The 16237-nt window shown below is 49.8% G+C and carries 26 protein-coding genes; all 26 read right to left on the reverse strand.

What is annotated here, in order from left to right:
• Window positions 1-210: 210 nt before the first annotated feature.
• Entirely contained in the window at window positions 211-912 is a 702-nt protein-coding gene (locus RIN69_RS13870) for a phage head morphogenesis protein (RefSeq protein WP_313852506.1), read from the reverse strand.
• Window positions 905-2464, reverse strand: a complete 1560-nt coding sequence (locus tag RIN69_RS13875; protein WP_313852507.1) for a DUF1073 domain-containing protein — start codon at window positions 2462-2464, stop codon at window positions 905-907. The genes RIN69_RS13870 and RIN69_RS13875 overlap by 8 nt, the downstream gene beginning before the upstream one ends.
• A gap of 3 nt (window positions 2465-2467) precedes the next feature.
• Window positions 2468-3973 carry a phage terminase large subunit family protein gene (locus RIN69_RS13880; RefSeq protein ID WP_313852509.1) on the reverse strand — a complete coding sequence of 502 codons (1506 nt, stop codon included), beginning with the start codon at window positions 3971-3973 and terminating at the stop codon, window positions 2468-2470.
• Window positions 3960-4517 (reverse strand): terminase small subunit, encoded by a 558-nt coding sequence (locus RIN69_RS13885; protein WP_313852510.1) that lies wholly within the window; start codon window positions 4515-4517, stop codon window positions 3960-3962. Before RIN69_RS13885 ends, RIN69_RS13880 begins: the two co-directional genes overlap by 14 nt.
• 1 nt (window position 4518) lies before the next feature.
• Window positions 4519-4710: a hypothetical protein gene (locus RIN69_RS13890; protein ID WP_313852511.1), complete on the reverse strand. Its 192-nt coding sequence runs from the start codon at window positions 4708-4710 to the stop codon at window positions 4519-4521.
• Window positions 4711-4825: 115 nt separating this feature from the next.
• On the reverse strand, window positions 4826-5185 hold the full coding sequence (locus RIN69_RS13895) for a hypothetical protein (protein WP_313852512.1): 360 nt from the start codon (window positions 5183-5185) through the stop codon (window positions 4826-4828).
• A gap of 7 nt (window positions 5186-5192) precedes the next feature.
• Window positions 5193-5921, reverse strand: a complete 729-nt coding sequence (locus RIN69_RS13900) for a KilA-N domain-containing protein (RefSeq protein WP_313852513.1) — start codon at window positions 5919-5921, stop codon at window positions 5193-5195.
• Window positions 5922-6092: 171 nt separating this feature from the next.
• Complete coding sequence (locus RIN69_RS13905) at window positions 6093-6566, reverse strand: lysis protein (RefSeq protein WP_313852514.1); 474 nt, start codon at window positions 6564-6566, stop codon at window positions 6093-6095.
• On the reverse strand, window positions 6563-7003 hold the full coding sequence (locus tag RIN69_RS13910; RefSeq protein WP_313852515.1) for a lysozyme: 441 nt from the start codon (window positions 7001-7003) through the stop codon (window positions 6563-6565). The genes RIN69_RS13905 and RIN69_RS13910 overlap by 4 nt, the downstream gene beginning before the upstream one ends.
• Complete coding sequence (locus tag RIN69_RS13915; RefSeq protein ID WP_313852516.1) at window positions 6990-7310, reverse strand: phage holin, lambda family; 321 nt, start codon at window positions 7308-7310, stop codon at window positions 6990-6992. The genes RIN69_RS13910 and RIN69_RS13915 overlap by 14 nt, the downstream gene beginning before the upstream one ends.
• Window positions 7311-7570: 260 nt before the next feature.
• Window positions 7571-7822 carry a hypothetical protein gene (locus tag RIN69_RS13920; RefSeq protein WP_313852517.1) on the reverse strand — a complete coding sequence of 84 codons (252 nt, stop codon included), beginning with the start codon at window positions 7820-7822 and terminating at the stop codon, window positions 7571-7573.
• Window positions 7823-8248: 426 nt separating this feature from the next.
• Entirely contained in the window at window positions 8249-8863 is a 615-nt protein-coding gene (locus RIN69_RS13925) for a hypothetical protein (RefSeq protein ID WP_313852518.1), read from the reverse strand.
• The gene (locus tag RIN69_RS22925) at window positions 8860-8979 is read right to left on the reverse strand and encodes a YlcG family protein (protein ID WP_390902375.1); all 120 of its coding nucleotides are present in this window, start codon (window positions 8977-8979) and stop codon (window positions 8860-8862) included. The genes RIN69_RS13925 and RIN69_RS22925 overlap by 4 nt, the downstream gene beginning before the upstream one ends.
• Complete coding sequence (locus RIN69_RS13930; RefSeq protein WP_313852519.1) at window positions 8976-9566, reverse strand: recombination protein NinG; 591 nt, start codon at window positions 9564-9566, stop codon at window positions 8976-8978. The genes RIN69_RS22925 and RIN69_RS13930 overlap by 4 nt, the downstream gene beginning before the upstream one ends.
• Window positions 9550-10239 (reverse strand): metallophosphoesterase, encoded by a 690-nt coding sequence (locus RIN69_RS13935; protein WP_313852520.1) that lies wholly within the window; start codon window positions 10237-10239, stop codon window positions 9550-9552. The genes RIN69_RS13930 and RIN69_RS13935 overlap by 17 nt, the downstream gene beginning before the upstream one ends.
• Window positions 10232-10369: a protein NinF gene (locus RIN69_RS23040; protein ID WP_449361555.1), complete on the reverse strand. Its 138-nt coding sequence runs from the start codon at window positions 10367-10369 to the stop codon at window positions 10232-10234. The genes RIN69_RS13935 and RIN69_RS23040 overlap by 8 nt, the downstream gene beginning before the upstream one ends.
• Window positions 10359-10655 (reverse strand): dATP/dGTP diphosphohydrolase domain-containing protein, encoded by a 297-nt coding sequence (locus tag RIN69_RS13940; RefSeq protein WP_313852521.1) that lies wholly within the window; start codon window positions 10653-10655, stop codon window positions 10359-10361. Before RIN69_RS13940 ends, RIN69_RS23040 begins: the two co-directional genes overlap by 11 nt.
• Window positions 10656-10829: 174 nt before the next feature.
• Window positions 10830-11060: a protein ninH gene (locus RIN69_RS13945; protein WP_313852522.1), complete on the reverse strand. Its 231-nt coding sequence runs from the start codon at window positions 11058-11060 to the stop codon at window positions 10830-10832.
• A 553-nt stretch (window positions 11061-11613) separates the two neighbouring features.
• Window positions 11614-11967, reverse strand: coding sequence for a hypothetical protein (locus tag RIN69_RS13950; protein WP_313852523.1), 354 nt, complete (start codon window positions 11965-11967; stop codon window positions 11614-11616).
• A gap of 174 nt (window positions 11968-12141) precedes the next feature.
• Window positions 12142-12354, reverse strand: coding sequence for a DUF551 domain-containing protein (locus RIN69_RS22930; protein WP_390902376.1), 213 nt, complete (start codon window positions 12352-12354; stop codon window positions 12142-12144).
• Window positions 12351-12635, reverse strand: a complete 285-nt coding sequence (locus tag RIN69_RS13955; RefSeq protein WP_313852524.1) for a phage protein NinX family protein — start codon at window positions 12633-12635, stop codon at window positions 12351-12353. Before RIN69_RS13955 ends, RIN69_RS22930 begins: the two co-directional genes overlap by 4 nt.
• Window positions 12628-12897, reverse strand: a complete 270-nt coding sequence (locus RIN69_RS13960) for a hypothetical protein (protein ID WP_313852525.1) — start codon at window positions 12895-12897, stop codon at window positions 12628-12630. Before RIN69_RS13960 ends, RIN69_RS13955 begins: the two co-directional genes overlap by 8 nt.
• Window positions 12890-13150, reverse strand: coding sequence for an ead/Ea22-like family protein (locus RIN69_RS13965; RefSeq protein ID WP_313852527.1), 261 nt, complete (start codon window positions 13148-13150; stop codon window positions 12890-12892). The genes RIN69_RS13960 and RIN69_RS13965 overlap by 8 nt, the downstream gene beginning before the upstream one ends.
• Window positions 13151-13385: 235 nt before the next feature.
• Window positions 13386-13682, reverse strand: a complete 297-nt coding sequence (locus RIN69_RS13970) for a hypothetical protein (protein WP_313852529.1) — start codon at window positions 13680-13682, stop codon at window positions 13386-13388.
• 30 nt (window positions 13683-13712) lie between these two features.
• Complete coding sequence (locus RIN69_RS13975; protein ID WP_313852530.1) at window positions 13713-15089, reverse strand: replicative DNA helicase; 1377 nt, start codon at window positions 15087-15089, stop codon at window positions 13713-13715.
• Window positions 15086-16117, reverse strand: coding sequence for a replication protein (locus RIN69_RS13980; protein ID WP_313852531.1), 1032 nt, complete (start codon window positions 16115-16117; stop codon window positions 15086-15088). The genes RIN69_RS13975 and RIN69_RS13980 overlap by 4 nt, the downstream gene beginning before the upstream one ends.
• Between the last annotated feature and the right edge of the window lie 120 nt (window positions 16118-16237).

A 16237-nucleotide genomic window follows, 5' to 3' on the forward strand; every position in this document is an offset into this window, starting at 1 on the left:
CTTTTATTTTCGCCTTCAGTGCAGCACTGACGGCCATCGCCAGGCTGTCATCGTCATAAACTCGTCGGAATTGGCGGTGGCGGTGCGGGCCGCACAACCTTATCCTCCGGTTTGTATGGCGGTGGGATTGGGGCTTTTCTTCCCACGTTTAACTCGCATTTCAGGCAATGAAAAAGGCCGCACATAGCGACCTTGTTGTTAGATAAATGCTTACTCAATTACTGGCCTGAACTCACATTTACATCCGGGAAGTTCTCCAGGCTGAACAAATCTTTTGAGATGAGAGTCCCAAAATCCCACCTCGAGATCGTATTCCTGTCCATCAGCCTTAACGTGAGAGTGCCGGTATGATTTGCTTCCACCCGACCGATGCTTGACGATTCCTTTTTTAACGCCTGCGCTAATCATCCTGCGACGGGATATCTCGTTTGAAGCTTTGTTATTTTGGTCAGCTGCAATAAATCGCGCACGGCGCTCGGTGATGCCATATCGCTTCTGAAGCTCTTCCTTTAGAAAGCTGATATCTCGGCCTCGACTAACACTCTCCTGCACCAGCGTACTGACCTGTGTCAGATACTGTTGAGGTATCGACTTAATCAGATTGACCTGAGTTTCATAGAGACTGTCCAGTACGTTCCGCACTTCCGGGGTCATGCGCATGTTCACGGTCATGCCAGCGGCTCGTAGCTTGTTGCTGACAGAGCGTGAGGCATAAGCATCTGCCCTGCGAACAAACCAGATCGCTATGTCATCAGCTTTTTTGTCGAACTTTTTGCGCCAGCTCGCCATTACGGAAAGCAACTTCTTATTCAATAATTTTGCCGGGGAAGCATCGCCAACTATTCGCGCCTCCTGCCGTTTATACTCGGCGGATAGCCAGTAATCTACGGAAGTGCTCATCTCTTCAACCAACGACTTGAGCTTCTTCTCGTACTCCTTCTGGAGACCAGCGTTCGCCCGAGTTGCCGCTGCCGTTCTGAGTTTGACTCTCTTCGGCATCATCTGTCTCCGGTAGTGCATCAGCATCTATGCCAAAATAACCGCTGTCAGGGTCTTCCGATAAGCGCTTGCGCACCTCAAGCTCAGACAGTACCCCCTCTTGAAGCAACACAGCATCGGTGTCTGCTTTCGTCTTTTGTGTAGTCGCTGTTACGCTCTCATCATCTTCATTTAGTCCTGAGAACTTGAATGTGACTGATTTGTCGTAGCGACCGAGTTTGACGATTTGCAGAATGTCGAGCATCTTCTGAAGTGGCCCACGAAGCACCTTTTCCTGCTGGGATAGCGTATGGTCATTGTTCGTCTTGATATCAGAGTCACCGGTGTTAAACCCTGCAGGTGACAAGCCAAGCGTTTTAACGACGTTAGTCCGGTTTATCATAACGACGAATTCGAGTTGTTGGCGTACGATATCTGTAACGCCAGATATTGGCGTGGTGATGTTGACGATATCTTCCATCTTGTGATCAATCGCCAGAACCCCATCATTAGATCGGTAAGCCGCCATGTATTGCAGACGAGGGTCTAGCGAACTGGTGGCTTTCGGATTCGTCAGAATGTCCTCCATGTCTGTTTTCAGCACGGTCAGGCTGAACTTTTCCAGCAGCCGTGATTCAGCTTGCCGAGCATCCTGAAAGTGGATGACGTAGTCATAGAGTATCTGTGCCTGTGGCAGGCCAAGAAAGTTATAATTTGGCTTCAGAATCATCGGTACTTCGTTGCCACATACCCGAATCAGGCGACTGCAGTGCACTTCCGTACCGAGAACCCACCACGTCTGAGGCTTAAAATAAGTAGGGCTCAGAGGGTCTGTCGATTCATAATTACCGGGGAAGATATTGATCGGCTCAATAACAGTGAACCGTTTGAACTCTTTCAGTTCTGCAGACTTCTCGGAGATATCCAAAGGCATTTTTAAGCCCTCTCCACGCACTCCGGTATCGATGAAAATCAAGCAGCCACCGAAGTAGCCATCAAATTCAGCGGAAGTGTGGCAAATGTCGCGCACTTCGTAGTCAATCATCGCTTCGTCGAGGGCTTTTTTCTCGTCGCTGTCGTCACCATTGCCGTTCACATCTACTGCACTGATTTCAATCCACTCCCGCGTCATGTCGTCCGCAAGAGTTTCAATGCACGCCCGAATGAGTCCGTTCTGCATTAACGAAGAAAGCGCAGCATATCCCATGAAAGATGGGCCAAGCGTTGGATATTGCCCATGTTCGAATGCGTGCTGAATCAGTGTGTAGGAACCACCCACATCCATCGAGTGATCCATTGCAATTATTGCAGCCTCTGGCGCGGCCAGTGTCTTTGCTGGTCCGTACAGAGCTTTAACTTCCGATAGGGTTGGTATATATCCCTGCTGCTCAATCTTATCTCTCAAGCCCTGCGAAAGATTGAAGCGCGTACGCCCAGGGCGCGACGCATCCCGCCGGGCTTTTCGACGTTGTGTTTTAGTTGTCATAAGTTACCGGCGTTGGTTTCTGGCCTGAGCTGCAGCCACAAGGTTTTTATTCATGTTAATTCCTCCAGAGCCACCGCTTAATTCAGTCAGCGCGTAAACCATTGCGTCCAGGCGGTCGGGGGATTTCTTAGCAGTCGCGGGGATGTATTCCATGAGCTGATTTTCAAGGATGTAAAGATTCCCACTGTGGGAGACCTTACCCTGCTCGTAAAGCGCAGAGATTGGCTCGGCGCGGGCATACTTTCCCTTACTTGCATGCACACGAATTATTCGACCGTTAAATCCGGCGTTGCGTAGCGTTTCCTCTGCCATGTCGCCGCCCTGATTTGTCTCGATCACAATCGCATCAGCATCATGGTTTTTGTAGGCATCCATCGCCTTTTTTGCCCAGCCATTGGGGCTGAACTTACCGCTGTAATCCCCATCTACCGTATAGATCCGGTCTTTGCCACCACGGTAAGAGGATGCAGCAACTATTCCGGTCTCATCACTCTCGTCACTGTTTGTTGCCTGAGGGTCAATCGCAACAACACAGCGTGAAGGCTCCTCATCGTGGCGAGTCACGTGCGCAGCGTTAATCATCAACTCAGTCCAAAGAGCACCTTCAGCATTAAAACGCCGAGGCTTCTGCATGTACTGCGCTTCAGCGGTTCGGCGATGCGAGAACAGCGATACTCGGTGGGATTCGTTATGCTTGAACGGCCACAGCCATCCATCAGGAAGGCCATGGTCAACGGGTATGGCGTGTGTGTTATCTGGGTACTGTTCGGAATAGCTCTGGCTGTTATCAATCAGCACAGGAAGATTCAGGTGGTGCCACTTCTCGCCGCTGCCACCCCGCAATAGATATCCGCTCAGATCGTGATAGTGGATGCGCTGCATAATCACTATCATCGGCGTAGTTTCAATCGCCAGGCGTGATTTAATGGTTTCGTTGAAACGGTTGTTAACGCCGTCTCGAACAGTTTCACTGTATGCGTCATCAGGCTTTACGGGATCATCGATAATCAATGCGCCCTGCCAGCCCGGCTCCATGTGCCCAGCACGAAACCCCGTAACCTGGCCGGCGGCAGATGATGCGTACACCCCGCCGCCGAACTCGTTCCACCACATAGCCTTGCTGTCAGCGTCATCTCGCAAATCCATCGGCCACATCGACTGATAGGCTTTCGACCTAATCATGCCACGTGCGGTTGATGAGTTAAGCAGTGCCAGATTGTGTGAGTACGAAAGGTGCATAAAGCGGGCACGTTTATTCAGCGTCAGCCCTCTGCCCATCATATTGATGGTCGCCAACTCAGTTTTGGTATAGCCCGGGGGAACGTTGATTATCAAGCGGGTTATTTCTCCGCTGATTACGCGGTCGAGCGTTTGCTGAATGACCTTATGGTGCGGTGCGACAATCATCTTGCCGCCGGTGCGTTGCTTAAAGAAGTAGCGAGCGTAATACAGCCCATCCTCTTCGCACTCTAACCGGCGGGCATAATTCTTCTGCTCAGCAGTCGTCATCCTCCAACATCTCCCGCCGTGCAGCTTTGTATTCGTCTTTGGTCAGTGTTGCCACTTCAATCGGACCGCCGTTCTTGCCTGTGTGTTCGTGTGTTGCCTGTTCTTTGAATGCCATAACGTTTACGTGCTTGCCAAGCAGCTCAAGGTTTTTCACCTTGTCCGGCCATTTGATTTTCTTGAGCAGGCCAGCAGCATCACCTGCCATCTCTGTAACGTCCATGCCCGAAAGGGTGGTGCGCCAAGTTTTAGGCCAATCCTTAATCGGCTTGAGCTCGCCATTAGCAAGCAGGATGTCGAGCACGTCCATCTGGTCAATCTCAACCAGGCGGCGAAGCACATAAGCAGCGTCAATTCCTACCTGGTTATTCCTGTCCTGCTTAAGCTCCGCAATTCGAGCCAGGATGTCATCATTTGTCATCAGGCGGTGCGCTTGGTTGCGGGCGGACTTCTCGCTGAACCCTGCCCGTATTACTGCCTGTGTGGCATTGAGGTCTTTTACGAACTCACGGGCAAACAGCTCTTGTTTGTCGGTGAGCTTTGCCATTTCATTTCTCGTAGATTGGTGTTACGTGATAACCGATGAGATTGGAGACGAAGTAAACAGCATCTGTGCCATCATCTTCGCCGATGACCAGCAAGCCATTCCCCATTTCTGGTTGTTTATGGGTAAGGTGATTCCAGCTGGACTCTTCAGAGAATACTGTGATTTCGTAGCTGCTGATTTTTGGATTAGCCATAGTCAATCCTTAAGGGTGTGGTGATTCTGTATTAGTCAGACTTCGCGGCGTTTCTCAGCGTGGCTGGCCTTATCCTTGTCGGAGGATTCAGTAAGAGCCGTTGTGAAAGTGGCTCTCAATTTGATGGAAGGCTGCCGTCTGCAACTTTGGATGCGAAGTAGTCCAGAATTTCCGTTAATTCTTCCACTGCTGGCTTATTCAGCCCCTCATACCTGCCGATGGTGGCGAAGTATTCAGGCTTATTCAGGTTGTATATGTCGAGCATCTGGAAAAATTTCCGCTCTACCTGACCCGCATCCATATCATCAGCCATAAAGTAGGATGTGAGCATTGATGCAAGGCAGTCAGCATCTATCAATATGTCCCCATAGGCTGATCTATAAACTGGGCGTCGGTGGATACTGACCTGCCGTATCACGAACTCTTCACATACCTGACGCGTAATAGGGAATTTTTCTGGTGAATATGGGCTCATGGTCACCTCACGCAGCTGCGTACAGCAGTTTCATCTGGCCTTTAACAGGGAAGGCTGCCATGCACCGTGCTTCGAAGTCACGGTAGTCGCTACAACCATTAGCGATGCCGGTCACCACTATGATCTGGTTCTCTACCAACCGTAACGCGTCTGGTTTAAGGTACTGGTGTATCTTGTCACCAGCAGCAAGCCTGCTTTTAACTTCAGCATAAACTTCAGGTGGCAGCACAGGGCCATAGATCCACTTAGCGCTTATCATCCCGAACAGTGCCGGACGCCTGCCAGGGCGATGGCGGGGTAACCCAGACATTTTAAATAGCGCAGCATAAAACGGCTCCCTAAAACGCTTTTCCCATGGCTGAGACTTGTCGAGAAGGAAGATAGCCTTGATTCGCTCATCATCTGACTGGCAGCCCGCATTATGGATAATCGCGTCTATCTGCTCGTCACACCAGATTTCAAAGTCAACCGACAGCCAGCGAGCGAATCGGACGGCCAACTTCGGATGTAGCCAGGTACCGCCTCCGCGATCCTTACGCGCCCTGCTGGTTTTTACATATGTGATTTTCCCATATCTACCTTCCAGCGCCCGAAGATAGCGGACAGTTTCTGGAAGCCTCAGCCATTGGGCTGGCTCTTTTCCGAATTTATCTGCTGCTGATGTGGCATCAAACCACCCATCGCTATAAAAACGCATGGAGTGACCTTCGAACTGAATCGGAATGATATTACTCATCGGACTTTCCTTTTAGTGGTGAACCTTGTCTCACAGGAGTACGGCCCTCAGAAGGCATCCGACAGCCAGCCGAATTCCTCAAGGGTCACCCTGAAAGGTTCTGAGTTAAATGCGCGTGAGATGCGCGGTGATTTACTGCGGATATAAAAAAGCCCGACCAAAGTCAGGCTGTTATTTAAGGCATTGCTCTCTGATATACTGCTGGAGATAGTTCACCTGTCCGGTGATGGTGTTGATTCGCCCTCTGAGGGTGAAATAATCCCGTTCAGCGGTGTCATTAAGTCTGGCGGAGGTAGCATCGCCCACGCTGCCGGTGGAGGCGGTGCCACTCTTTGCACAGGTGGCGTTGAGCTGCAGCCGCTTACGACCAGCAATAACATCAGACTGGAGTTCGTCAATACTGGCTTTGGCATCTGCTAACTCCTTTGTGTATTTGGCATCGAGGGCAGCAACATCACGCTGACGTGCCAGCATATTTGTTATCGTTTTCTGGCGGGCTTCAGCCAGCTCTTCTGCATGCTCAGCACGCTCGGTTTGCTCTTTAGCTTTGGTTCGGTAATGGTCGAACAAGGCAGAGTAGGTTACGCTCAGCGCTATAAGGCCGACAATAATCAGGTTGCGCCAGTTATTTGCCAGCCAGATCATGACAGAAACAACTCACGTTCAGCTGCGCGGCGCTTCACAAGTCCTGCCAGCTGCTTTCCTCCAGCATTGACCCATTTGCCGAACTCGTCAGCCGCTCCTTGCTGATTACCGGAGTTCAGCTTAATAAGCAGGGTTGATGTGCTCAGCGCACGCAGGCCAAGGTTGTAAGCGAAACTCACCAGCGCATCAAACTGTCCCTGAGTGATTTTCACCTTAACCAGTTGGTTTACCCCCTTCTCATACTGAACTACGCCACATTTGAGCAGGCGTTCTGCAGTTGAAAGGTCGATAACCATGCCAGCGGCCACTTTCTTACCGTTAACAGGTTGAGTCCAGCCGTAACCAATCGTCCACACGCCAACGCTGTCCTGGTAGGCTTTCAGTTCGCAGCCCTCGAAACGCTTGATTAGCGCAATGCCTGTGTTACTGATTTGCATCTTCTACCCCGGCTTTTCTGGCGGCCACGCGTTTGATCAGCGCACCGATTGAATCAGTGCCGACATAACCAATAAACACACTGGCGATGTAAGCGAGGTTTGTACTCAGGCCGAGGAAGTCCAGCAGGTCACGGACGAACCAGGCGATCATCGCGCACATAGCAGCATCGATAATCGTTTTCCAGAACTGGCCGCCGTTGTAGCGCCCGCGCAGATAGGCCATCAGGAACGCCAGCGCGGCACCTATGCCCTGCTCTTTTGCAGCCAGCAATGCGGCGATCAAATCTTGTTTATAGGGCATACGCATGTCTCCCACCTCCATTACTCCGGGTGGCTGTTGTGTAGGGTTTAAGAAAATAAAGTGCGCCGTCCCGAGCTAACAGGAGTGAGTGAGGGTGATTCGGGAGGCGCAAAAGAAAAAGGTCGCTCTATGGCGACCTGTTGGAATTAATGTGTGGTGGCCGGTGATGCGATCCGGCATTCTCGACCAGAGATACTTTCAACTCAGAGTCAGCTTGGAAGTTCTTTTACCTCATACCAATGACCATCGGTGGGATAGTCACTTAGTCATTCATCCCAATAAGGGCCAATCATGGCACAGTGAGGGCGATGGGGATAGTTGTAACTTACCCTTACGTTACCAACCATCGTACTCCTTTCTTTAAATGCCGCATCTCCGCATTTAAGCTTTGATAAGGCATTTTCAAGCGCAGTTATCGCTAAACAAGTGTCATCGCTCTCAACATACAGTGTGAAACCTTTAACTTTTGAGTCTAAAGTTACAGGCTTCAAATTTAGGTGATGATGATGTGGGTTCATCTGCTCCTCCTATATAAACATTGTTCCGGCTTTAACTTCTGAAACAGCACTACTACGTCAGCCATCAAGCAGATAAATCGCATCGGTTAAGAGCACTGATTACCACAGTGGAGCATTTACGCCGTTGCTTCCGCCAGTGCTCTTACCGATGCAATAAAAAAGGCCCCGCAATCGCGGAGCCTCGGAATATGGTGCGCCTGTTTATCATCATTGATTATCTGACAATCCATCGAACGGGCGGCGCATTGAGTTGCTACATTTTTAATTGTAGTAGCCCCCCGGCAAACAGCAATAAAAAAAGCCCCAACCTAATAAGGTCAGGGCTTTCTTGGTAATCTGCCGCTCTTCTGTCTTTGTCATCCGAGCATGACATAAAACTACCAGGTCCATTTCCCAAATTCAAGCTATTTGGAAAATATTTCCCTCTTAAGCCGCAATCAGGGAATTTTCTTGTTCTATTTCATGCTTAATTGCGTAAAACATTTCCTCTTCAAGCACCTCCTCGCACCAGATTATTCTCTTTCGGGCATATTGGATATCGCAGCCGGTGGCGTAGTGAACCTGCCTGGCAATATCTTGCGGGCTTTTGCATTCACAGTATCGTTTAATGGCTACATCGCGGATTGGACTGTCGCGCTTAATGACCTTGCTCATTACTTTTTCGACAAAAGCCGCATCATCTGATTCTTTGGCGAGAGCGATGATGCTGGCCGTTGATGTTCCTGGAATAATGATTTCACGCGACCTTTTGAATAACTCCTCTCCCGTATAGCCCTGCTTGTGCAAGCTATTAACCACTTCGACAATTCGCTCTGATTGCTGCTCACTCCATTCCGAGCGAACCATCAACCTGCCAATCACATTGACGCATCCGCCAGGTGAATCGTCGCCGCCCAGGTGCCTGCCCCATAGAGTCAGCAGATATCGAGTCCAGACTCTCTGAGGTGGAGTAATGGTTTTCTTCCCTCGGCACCAGACACGCCGCAAGTCTGCCTGCCTCAGATAACATGGCAGCATGTAAACCGGGTCTGACTTTCTCATGCCCTTCTCCCTGCGATGTGGCTGAAGTGTTGGAGTAATCGGTAATCACACATGAAAGAGCTTTTAGAGCGGTAGAGTCTGATGTGTAGCCATTTGCGCTGAAGGTATTCGGTCATGCTGCCTCTCTTTGCTTATTTATAACCCGCAGTAAAGCCCTGTAATGCGCTCGTATGGCGTACAGCTCTTCGCGGGTATATCGATGAGGTGTGTTGTTGTTTTCAAGCGCCTCGACACGCTGAGCGCCGATTTTGTCTATCAGGTTGATTCGATATGGAATGGCATTACTTGAAAGCTCGCTGTTGCAGCGATGACATTGCTTATGAATGTTATCTTCGTTGTAACGAATGTGTGATGCTGCGCCTCTTGACCTGAAGTGCCCTGCTCCCCACTGAACCGTTTCCCACGTTCCACAGCTAATGCACGGTAAATCCTTATCCCTTCCCTTAGTGATGTAATCATTAACAGCTCGCTGGGTTAGATCTTCCCAGTGCTTTAATGGTTTAAGGTCGGATTTTCGCTTATTCCAAGCGGCACGCTCAGCCTTATCTTGACGCTCTTTCTTGCGCTCAGATTGCTGGACTGCGTATTTAATTGCACAGCGTGGGCTACAGACGATTTGAAGGGTATTGATGGGAGTGAATAGTTTTTTGCAGGTTCGGCATTTCTTTGGCTTCGGTGGTTTTGGCTTAATCGCCTTCGCCATTGCTACCCCCCTGAACCTGGACGATTGTCAGAGTTCCACCGAAAACCGCGCCAGTATCGATGTAGTTTTGATTCCAAGCTTTCGCTTTTTTCTTGATTGGTGTGTGCCCGAAGTAGAACTGGTCAGCGCCATCGATTTGGCTACCCTCACCATCAACAATGCGACTGAACCGCTCTCGACTCCACATGATTTCTTTCGGGTCCAATACCTTCCCGAACTCATAGCTTTGAGAAGGATAATCAGCATGCGCAACCACTATTTTTTCATTACCAGTCTGCACCTCAATAACCAGAGGAAGTGTTGATGCGTATTGAATGAGGCCTTTCGCTCGAATTTTCTCGTCTGGGTCCAAGTGCCAGTACCATTCACCGCCGTTCTGAAACCACAGAGAACCATTGGTATGTCCAGATACCGCCTCTATGGCCATTTGCTCATGGTTGCCTTTTACGGCCTTAAACCAAGGCTCTCGAATTAGCTCAAGGCACTCTATATTTTTATTTCCTCTATCTATCAGGTCACCAACTGAAACCAGAAGATCATGATGCGGATCGAAATTGATCTCTGATAACCTAGTTAATAGTTTTTCAAAGCTCCCATGCAAATCACCGACAACAAAAATTTTCCGATATTCATTACCTTCCACTCTTTCGTAGTAACCATTTCGCTTACTCATCTTCCCTCCTCACTATTTCAATAACTTCATAGCCGTTAAGCTCGTAGAATGCGCAGCAGTCGCTACAGCACCAGGTTTCATCGTCGCTTAGTGGTAGTCCGCAATCAGCACAGATGCTTTCAGCTTCCATTGCCAACCTCCTTTTGCTCGTCAAACCACATCAGGAACAATAAGCAGCACACCGCGTGCGCCAGGTGGGGTAAGTTGCTTTCAGTGTCGTTTGACTCTCCTGACCACCAGGCAGTGATGTGACGAATCGACGCATCGAAATAACGCTGCCTGCCATCCGGCACTGTTTTCCAGTTGTCTACTGCGTACTTAGCTGCCCCAAATTCAAGAACGGACACGACAGTTTTAATGGCATTTAACGGCAGCAGACTAAACCTCCATTTCCCCGAGTCATGCTTAGTTGTCATATTCGGCTCCACATAGGGTTCTGCCAGCGCCGGCTCGGGCGAGGCTCAGTTTTCTCTTCGGGTAATAAAGCGCTTACCGTCCATGACTTGTAGTCAGCGGCAAGATGCTTTTCGACTTTGATATTGAGGGATTGATACTTGAGGATTAGTTCGTTGGCTTCTTCGGTTGTACAGTCAGGCTGATGGTGCCAGCTCATTTTCATGGCCTTTCCTTCCTGCGCTTTCACCCCACGCGCCACGGTGAACCATGAGAACGCCATTGACGATTGCGTGAAATCTGGCTTTTTTGTCACGATGGTACTTTCTGATTGTGGTGCGGTTAGACTTGAGAATTCTTGCCAGTTCTGTCTGATTGCCCCGCGTCTTTATCAATAATTCGGGGATTGTCTGGATGTTTACATTCATCAAGCCACCTGCTTTTGTCTGAGTTGCATAAACTCTGAATCGTTAGGGATAGCAATGGGTACGCCTTTATCAAGGCACCACTGTTCGTGTAGCTCCATCAAGCGGAGCATTCGGCCTTTGTCCATCTTGCTTGTCCGCTCCCTCTCTCCGTTCTCGTCGCGCCCCAGCCAGTGTCCCACGTAATAATCGTGAACCTCTTCGTTGCTGATTGGCCGGCTGAGTACCACAACGCCCCCGCGACTTCTAATGTCCACAACAACGCCACGCGCACGTAGCCAGTCGCCTGTGGTTTCTACCCACATTCGCCATGTGCGATTCATTGGAATTGTTCGGAGGTCACGCCATTCGGTTATTTTGATGCGCCAGCGTTTGCCGGAAGAGACGAGGTCGAATATGTGCTTAGTGAACTGGCCGAGGGTTGTCGTGTGTAGGCAAAAATCCTGCACCTTTTCCTCCGATTATAATGAAATTGCCAACCCGAGAATGAAACCAGAAATCGCCATCATTAGCGTAAGGGCTATAACTTCCCATGCGCTAAATATCTTAGCTCCCATTACTCATCTCCTTTAATGGTAACCAGGGGGATGACAGGCTGCATCTTCGCCACTGCCTTACGTTTACAGTCAGCGTAAGCCGCGCTACCTACTAAATCTCTCAGTTCATCCAGCAGCAGATTTTTCATGCGCAGTTTTTCACCTGCTCGGCGGTTCAGTTTTCCGTATCTTGTTCCAATGGCATACCTGAGCGTTTTTAGCTTGGATAGGTATCTCTCAGCCCCAGCCCTTTCCTCTCCTGCAGTTGAATAGATTCGCCCATCCAACACGACGATGTTCAGTGCAATCTCTTCCAGCCAGTCCTCGCACTGAGAAAGAGTTGCTGATTGAATTTGCGCTGCTGTTAATTTCATCGCTTACCTCCGGCCCAGCGCCATAAAAAAAGGACCGCGATACTCAGCAGTCCTATTTCGATTTCTGTTATGTAGATTGGTAACATCAAAGATACCTCGCAAAAATCCATATCGAAAATGCACCGAATGCCATAAGGACCAGTGAGATTATTACCAGAGCTGTGTTGTCATCCATCACTCACCTTCCTTTGGTGGCTCGGGGAGTGGCTGCCAGTGGGTAACTTTATTGCCAACCGATTCACCAAAAGGCTCATGCAGAAACTTACAATCATGCCTGTTGTAATAGGCAATGAAAGAATTGCGACCCTCACTTACGATTACTGCTGCATGGTCCCAGTCATCACACTCCGGCAATCTTTCGCTACAGCGAATCCAGTTGCTCATCATTCCCCCTCATTCATCATCAGGAAGACTATGCAGATAGCGCGGCATGGGTCTTTGTCCACAAAAAACATACCTTCATGCTCAACCTCATCACTGGTTGCACACCATCCGCTTTGAGCTGGCACGACGCCAATCAAATTCTTCTCCGCTATCGGCCCCGCGTCAGCCCATGAGTTGCAGTATTTTTTCTGCTCATTCCGCGCCAGAAGATAATCAGCAAAGCTAATCGCCCTGCCAACTTCACAGCTAATTTCATAGTCGCTCAGCTTGCTGTAATCAGTCACGCTGCTCTCCTTCCTGCTTAACGGGTACGGGTGGTATTTCATAGAGTGGGAAATAACCAGCTCCCTCATGGGTGTGGCAACGGGTGTCATTCACTCCCCAGGCTACCGGCTTCTCGGTAAGCGCTGCGAGTGCGATGTTCATCAGCTCAACCATGTATTGCTTTTCATCTGCAATCTCCCATCGCTTAACTTCAATTGTCGCCAGCCCAATCAGATCTTGCCTCTCCTGCTCACTCAGTACAGGCATGGTGTAATCAGTCATTGGTAGTTCCTTCTGATTCCTGCTGGTCAATCGCTGCAACCAGCAACAAAACGTTCTCCGGGTTCGCTGTTGCGATAAATATCGCATCGCGTTTCTCTGCCACGTTTGCCAGCACATCTTCTTTTCCACCGAGTGAGAAAGGGCTATTGGTGATGCCGTTAAATAGCATTGATGTCCTGCGCCACTCACCCGGCGTTGCGTTCTGCGCTGCGGATTTAATTTGCTGCAACAACTCTGCTGTTAGTTTCTTCATTGCCCTTCCCCTTGTTTAGCTGGCTAGACCTATATGCCAGTGAACGCATAACGAGCTGCTCCAGTTTTCTTGATAATTCCGCTATCAACTCCATCCCTAATAACGCGCCCTGCACGGATATAGCTTGCTGAATCAACGCTGTCATCACCGAAGTAATCTGTTATTGCCTCCGCTACGTCTGCTCTGCGGAACTTGGTGCCCTTCAATGAGATAAGTTTTTCAATTCTTGGCTCTGTCATGATTTCATCTGCCCGGACTTAAACTGAGACTTCAAGGGTAGATAAACACACCGATGAACGAACGGGATAAATTCTGCGAAGAAGTTATTATCCGTGGCCTGCCGGTAGCCTGTTACCTTGTCGATCATCGCCTCAAGACCATTCCGCGGCTGACGTGGAAGACTGACATCGTAGAGTCGGCAGAAATTGGATATTAAATCCGGCTCACCCAGGCACTCGTCCAGGCAGAGGCTGAATGCCGGGTCCATCAGAAGCGATTGGATAACTTCGCGTGGCAATCGTTTGTCAGTCATGATTTCACCTGCTTGCGGTAGCCCATCTGGTTAACATTCAAGTTCATAGTCTTCTCTCCCGGTTCTGACACTTCTGATGTCCAGCGGGTCCAGGCCAGACAGAGCGCTGCTGAAGTAATACGTTTTTTCAGAGCCGGGTACGTGGCGGGATTTTGTGCATATAATCTCCGTGACACCCTTCATCTCTGTTTGCGGGTTGTACTTATCGTCGCGGTAGACCATGAAAATCACATCAGCCTCCTGCTCGATAACACCAGACTCACGAAGATCCGCATTTACAGGCCGCTTGTTTGCTCGTTGCTCAAGGTTTCGGTTGAGCTGTGATAAAGCGATGACCGGACAGCGAAGCTCTTTGGCAAGGTTTTTCAGGCCAGAAGCTATCTCCCCTACAGACTGGTTCATGTTTTCCGGGTTGGTCATTTTCATCTTTTGCAGATAGTCAATGATGATGACGCCAAGCCCGCCGGTCTGCTTGTGCATCCTGCGTGCCTCTGCCCGTATCTGATGAACGCTCAGTGATGTTTTATCGTTTATGTGGATAGGTGACTGCTGGAACTCAAGCAAGGCGTTACTCAGCTTTGCCCACGCCACATCGCCACTGTTCGGCCCGTTGTCACCCAGTAGTTGCTCTTTGCTGATGCGGGCGCGGTGGTAGGCAATGCGCTGTGAGATCTGCTCAATAGGCATTTCTAGGCTGAAGAACAACACTGGCTTTTTGCTGTGCAGCGCCACGCACTCGGTAACCGTGGTGCTGAACATGGTTTTCCCCATACCCGGACGACCGCCGACCACGATGAAGTCAGTGTTGTTAAATCCGCCGAAAGCGTTGTCGATGGTTTCCATTCCCAGTTTCGTGCGGTGCTTCCAGATGTCGCCACTGATTATCGCCTCGATTTCGTTTATCGAAATGTCGATACCGTCCATGATGTGTCGCGTTCCTACCTCCTGCTGGGTTTCAATAGCCCCAATGTCAGACTGGATCCCGCCGATAATGTCAGTCAGAGGGATGACGCCGGGCTGATTCATTTTTTCAATCCCGGCGTTAAGGGCGCCCATGACCTTGCGGCCAAGTGTCAGCTCCTTCAGCTTGCTGGCATACGCTGGCAGGTTTCTGGCTAACGGCGTGTTCTTCGACATCTCCGCCAGGTATGCGAATCCACCTACCATCTTCAGCTCACCAGACTGCTCCAGCTCTGCCGTAAGGGTCATCAGATCAACTTGGGTGCCTGTGTGATGAATGCGCTTGTAGGCGTTGATAACGATGCGGTGCGCAGCGCTGGTGAAGTCGTCAGCCGTAAGGTTTTCGATAGCGTCCATCGCACTCTCGCGTATATCTTCCATTGAGCCGGCCAGCATGATCGCCCCAATGACGCTCTGCTCTACGTACATGTCTGAGTATTTATTCATGCCGGTGAACCCTGTGTTGATGCTTTGTATTCGCGGCGAACCTGTTCGTAAACCTTCGCCCAGTTTTTGGTGTCGAGGATCCAGTCGAGGGTGAGCCAGTATTTTTCATGCAGTCCATCGACCAGAGTTGATTTCCTGATAAGCGTAAAGATGGTTTCGATATGCTTTTCCTCTCGCCAGCCACCTTGGTTAGTTTTAGCGTTCCATATTCGTTCTAGGCCGTGGTATGCAGGGCGAGTTTTATTCCACTCGTGCATCTCAACAGCGCGCTCGGGGAAATTTCCATTCCAGAGCTGAATGAGCTTTTCGTGTGGGCATGGCTCAGGATTGCGATCAGCGCCTTCCTGCCAGATAAGAGCGTCCGACAGGTAGGTATCAAATCGCGTCATGCGGCAAATGTTCTGGATTGATGGTTTGTGCTTCCACACCTTCACCGCCCACTGAGTTACCAGCTTCACCTCTTCCACGCTGTAGCAAATCCCTTTGGCTTTTACAGTGTTCAGGGCTTTCTCGTAGGGTGCCGGTGAAAAGCATTTGCTACCGGTAATTTCGTTGTAGTAATCCAGACATTCCTGAGCAGACTCAGAATCACCCCCTTGGGGGGTAAGGGGGGTATTTTCTTTTATATTTTGAATAGTATCTTTTGTGTGTTCCGTTTTGGTAATACCCTGAGTTACCAATTTGGTAACATTATTTGTTACCACCTTGGTAACAAAGTTACCTGCTTGGGTACACTCTGGAATTGACCACTCTGAGATGTTTTTATTTGGACCAATCTTGCTGCCATCTTTCAACAATACTTTCATGGCGATAAGCTCATTTCTGGCGATGTTTGCTTTCGATCTGCTGATGCGGCACAACTTTGCTAACTGACTGTCTACAATACGGTCCATTTTCTTCTTGAAGCCATAGGTCTTACGGCAAACAGCGTGGGCCACCTTGGCCTGATTGCGAGTCAGATTTGCTCCTATCAGCTCTTCGTAAAGCTCCATAGCCAGCATGATGAAACCATCATCTGTGTCGGCCACTCTGCGCTCCACGGCCTCCTGTGCAGGCCTGTAATCGGATAGTTTCCTAACATTGCTCATTTGCCCTTCTCCCTATCCCTGTACTCCTGAACCAGTGCTTTCAGCTTCTCAAATACAGCC

The organism is Winslowiella toletana (assembly GCF_032164335.1).
Lineage (GTDB): Bacteria > Pseudomonadota > Gammaproteobacteria > Enterobacterales > Enterobacteriaceae > Erwinia > Erwinia toletana_A.

What these genes read in the sequence shown, in the direction of transcription:
- RIN69_RS13975 (WP_313852530.1), bottom strand. Translation starts at nt 15,089, where the DNA reads ATGAATAAATACTCAGACATGTACGTAGAGCAGAGCGTCATTGGGGCG.
- RIN69_RS13960 (WP_313852525.1), bottom strand. Translation starts at nt 12,897, where the DNA reads ATGACTGATTACACCATGCCTGTACTGAGTGAGCAGGAGAGGCAAGAT.
- RIN69_RS13900 (WP_313852513.1), bottom strand. Translation starts at nt 5,921, where the DNA reads ATGAGTAATATCATTCCGATTCAGTTCGAAGGTCACTCCATGCGTTTT.
- RIN69_RS13945 (WP_313852522.1), bottom strand. Translation starts at nt 11,060, where the DNA reads ATGAATGTAAACATCCAGACAATCCCCGAATTATTGATAAAGACGCGG.
- RIN69_RS13875 (WP_313852507.1), bottom strand. Translation starts at nt 2,464, where the DNA reads ATGACAACTAAAACACAACGTCGAAAAGCCCGGCGGGATGCGTCGCGC.
- RIN69_RS13920 (WP_313852517.1), bottom strand. Translation starts at nt 7,822, where the DNA reads ATGAACCCACATCATCATCACCTAAATTTGAAGCCTGTAACTTTAGAC.
- RIN69_RS22930 (WP_390902376.1), bottom strand. Translation starts at nt 12,354, where the DNA reads ATGATGAGCAACTGGATTCGCTGTAGCGAAAGATTGCCGGAGTGTGAT.
- RIN69_RS13970 (WP_313852529.1), bottom strand. Translation starts at nt 13,682, where the DNA reads ATGACTGACAAACGATTGCCACGCGAAGTTATCCAATCGCTTCTGATG.
- RIN69_RS13915 (WP_313852516.1), bottom strand. Translation starts at nt 7,310, where the DNA reads ATGCGTATGCCCTATAAACAAGATTTGATCGCCGCATTGCTGGCTGCA.
- RIN69_RS13890 (WP_313852511.1), bottom strand. Translation starts at nt 4,710, where the DNA reads ATGGCTAATCCAAAAATCAGCAGCTACGAAATCACAGTATTCTCTGAA.
- RIN69_RS13880 (WP_313852509.1), bottom strand. Translation starts at nt 3,973, where the DNA reads ATGACGACTGCTGAGCAGAAGAATTATGCCCGCCGGTTAGAGTGCGAA.
- RIN69_RS13950 (WP_313852523.1), bottom strand. Translation starts at nt 11,967, where the DNA reads ATGAAATTAACAGCAGCGCAAATTCAATCAGCAACTCTTTCTCAGTGC.
- RIN69_RS13965 (WP_313852527.1), bottom strand. Translation starts at nt 13,150, where the DNA reads ATGAAGAAACTAACAGCAGAGTTGTTGCAGCAAATTAAATCCGCAGCG.
- RIN69_RS13885 (WP_313852510.1), bottom strand. Translation starts at nt 4,517, where the DNA reads ATGGCAAAGCTCACCGACAAACAAGAGCTGTTTGCCCGTGAGTTCGTA.
- RIN69_RS13895 (WP_313852512.1), bottom strand. Translation starts at nt 5,185, where the DNA reads ATGAGCCCATATTCACCAGAAAAATTCCCTATTACGCGTCAGGTATGT.
- RIN69_RS13910 (WP_313852515.1), bottom strand. Translation starts at nt 7,003, where the DNA reads ATGCAAATCAGTAACACAGGCATTGCGCTAATCAAGCGTTTCGAGGGC.
- RIN69_RS23040 (WP_449361555.1), bottom strand. Translation starts at nt 10,369, where the DNA reads ATGGAAGCTGAAAGCATCTGTGCTGATTGCGGACTACCACTAAGCGAC.
- RIN69_RS13940 (WP_313852521.1), bottom strand. Translation starts at nt 10,655, where the DNA reads ATGACAACTAAGCATGACTCGGGGAAATGGAGGTTTAGTCTGCTGCCG.
- RIN69_RS13905 (WP_313852514.1), bottom strand. Translation starts at nt 6,566, where the DNA reads ATGATCTGGCTGGCAAATAACTGGCGCAACCTGATTATTGTCGGCCTT.
- RIN69_RS13930 (WP_313852519.1), bottom strand. Translation starts at nt 9,566, where the DNA reads ATGGCGAAGGCGATTAAGCCAAAACCACCGAAGCCAAAGAAATGCCGA.
- RIN69_RS13925 (WP_313852518.1), bottom strand. Translation starts at nt 8,863, where the DNA reads ATGAGAAAGTCAGACCCGGTTTACATGCTGCCATGTTATCTGAGGCAG.
- RIN69_RS22925 (WP_390902375.1), bottom strand. Translation starts at nt 8,979, where the DNA reads ATGACCGAATACCTTCAGCGCAAATGGCTACACATCAGACTCTACCGC.
- RIN69_RS13935 (WP_313852520.1), bottom strand. Translation starts at nt 10,239, where the DNA reads ATGAGTAAGCGAAATGGTTACTACGAAAGAGTGGAAGGTAATGAATAT.